At 70.8% G+C, this 2,630-nt stretch carries 2 protein-coding genes; one reads left to right on the forward strand and one right to left on the reverse strand.

The annotated features are described in order from the left end of the window. On the forward strand, positions 1-1,586 hold a 1,586-nt coding region (locus FRW57_RS20215), incomplete at its 5' end, for a S53 family peptidase (RefSeq protein ID WP_203230451.1). A gap of 120 nt (positions 1,587-1,706) precedes the next feature. On the opposite strand, the gene FRW57_RS20220 is transcribed toward FRW57_RS20215, so the two are convergent. After that, positions 1,707-2,630 (reverse strand): C40 family peptidase (locus tag FRW57_RS20220; protein WP_203230452.1); only part of this gene is annotated, 924 nt, incomplete at its 5' end.

Here is a 2,630-nt window from a genome sequence, read left to right on the forward strand (position 1 = left end):
GCCACCGCGGCGTCCGAGCGGCATCACGAGGACGGCGTCGGGTGCGCGCCGGCGCGCTGGTCGGCGCCGGCGCGTTGACGGCTGCCCTTGCCCTGGCTCCCGTTGCCGCACACGCGGATCCGGGCAAGCAGACGACCGACGACACGTGGGCCACGCCCTGGGCGCAACGCGTGCCGGACAGCGCGTTCACCCCGGCGGCGGATACCACCGGCACCCCTGCCTGCTCGCTCCCCGACGGGCGAGTCTCCACCTTCGTCCACTGCTACACACCCACACTGATGCGGGCGGCATACGGCGTCGACCACCTCACCGACCAGGGTGAGGGACAGACGATCGTCCTGGTCGACTCCTACGGCAGCCCGACGGCGATCCATGACGTCAACCACTTCGCAGCGACCTTCGGGATGCCGACGCCGAACGTCGACCAGGTCTTCCCGCTGGGCGACCCCGGATTCCTCTCGGGCGGTGGCAGTTCCACCGGCAACGGGTCGGGCACCTCCGGCCCGGTCTCTGCCGAGGGGTGGGCCGGCGAGGCCAACCTTGACGTCCAGTGGGCCTACAGCATCGCCCCCAAGGCACACATCGTGCTGGTGGCGACCCCTGTTGCCGAGACGCAGGGAGTGCAGGGTCTGCCGAACATGATGAAGGCGATCGACTGGGCCATCAAGAACTACCCGTCGGGCACGGTGTTCTCGATGTCACTGGGCACCGACGAGTCCGCCTTCGCTGGCAAGTCGCCCGCCAGCCAGTTCGCGCGCTTCGACCAGACCTTCCAGCGCGGCCTCGCCAAGGGCGACACCTTCTTCGCCGCCTCCGGCGACAGCGGGACGCTCGGGTCGACCCGGGCGCACCACCAGGGGGCGACCAGTCCGGTGCCCCAGGTCAGCTATCCCAACGTCTCGCCCTACGTCACCTCGGTCGGTGGCACCCAGCTGCAGTACGGCTGGACGTGGAACCCGACCGGCGAGGACCGGCCGTTCACCGCGACCGGCTACAACCCGCCGTACTGGGCGTACACCCAGGGCGGAGAAAGCGAGGCGGTCGGTGACGAGCCGGCCTTCGAGTTCGGCACCGGCGGCGGCCTGAGCACGGTGTATCCGCGGCCCTCCTGGCAGGACAGCGTGGCGTCAGTGGTCGGCGACCACCGTGGCGTGCCCGACGTGGCGTGGAACATGGCGCTCAACGGCGGCACGATGGTCTACCACAGCTTCTTCCCGAAGACGAACGGCGTGGGCTGGTCCATCTATGGCGGTACCTCGGCGTCGACGCCGCAGATGGCGGCGCTCGTGGCGATCGCCAACCAGGCGCGCGCCCAGGCGGGCAAGGGCCCGGTGGGCAACCTCAACGCGATGATCTACAGCCCGAGCTTCGACCGGTCGGCGGCCTTCCGCGACATCGTCCCGGAAACCTACGGCACCGTCCCGAGCGGTGTCCGGGACGACAACCAGATGTGGACGATCGACGCGTTCGGCATCCTGCAGCGCGGTCCGGTGCCCGGCATGCCGACGACCTCGGGCTACGACCTGACGACCGGTTTCGGCACACCCAAGGCGAAGGGCTTCGTCAACCAGCTCGTCCAGCGCTGAGGGTCCGGGTCAGGGCTCACCCTGACCACCGGCCCTTTGTGTCCCCGAGACCGCTTTCGCGGGCCCGATCGGCCCGCGAAAGCGGTCTGGCGCACAGAAACCGGTGTGGAACGAGCAGACTCAGATGACGCTGCGGTAGCGGATCACGCCGCTGAAGATGCGCCGCTTCTGGGTCGGGATGCCCGGCTTGCCCGAGTCGTACATCATGCCGCCGCCGGCGTAGATGCCGACGTGGCTCGTGCCGATGAAGACCAGGTCACCCGGCTGCGGGTTGCTCGTCGGCGCGAAGTGGGTCAGCTGGGCGTAGGTGGTCCGGGGCGCCGAGATGCCGACCTTGCCCAGGACGAACTGCACGTAGCCGGAGCAGTCGAAGCCGGTGGAGGGAGAGGTCCCGCCCCACTGGTACATGATCCCCGTGTAGGCCGCGGCGGTGTCGATGACCCGGTCGCGCACCGACGTGCGGTCGGTGTCGCGCGAGGGCACGTCGGAGGTGCGGGAGGTGCTCGCTGCGGGGTCCAGCCTCATCGCCGCCGCGGTCTTGGGACCGACGACACCGTCCCGGAGCAGGCCGTGGCTGCCCTGCCAGGACTTCACCGCGGCCAGCGTCTTGGGGCCGAAGACGCCGTCGGCGTAGGCGCCGACGACGCGCTGGATGTCCTTGACCACCGCTCCGCGGGCGCCGTACCGCACGTTCTGCCAGGCGCCGTAGCCGGACGTGCTGACCGGGGCGGTGGACCCGCCGGAGCTGCCGCTCGACAGCCGCATCTTGGCGGCGGTCTTGGGCCCGACGATGCCGTCCACGACCAGGCCGTGGCTACCCTGCCACCGCTTGACGGCGGCCAGCGTCTTCGGACCGAAGACCCCGTCGGCGTAGGCGCCGACGATCCGCTGGATCTGCTTGACCACGGCGCCCCGGGCGCCGTAGCGCACCGTCTGCCAGACGGACGGCGTCGTCGGCACCGCCGTGGCGATGTGGACCGCCGTGGCCACGTGCGCGGCGGCGGCCACCGGTGCCGCATTCGGGGTGGGAGCGGCGGCGGGGGT

It is taken from the genome of Segeticoccus rhizosphaerae (genome assembly GCF_009192725.1).
GTDB classification, from domain to species: Bacteria; Actinomycetota; Actinomycetes; order Actinomycetales; family Dermatophilaceae; genus Segeticoccus; species Segeticoccus rhizosphaerae.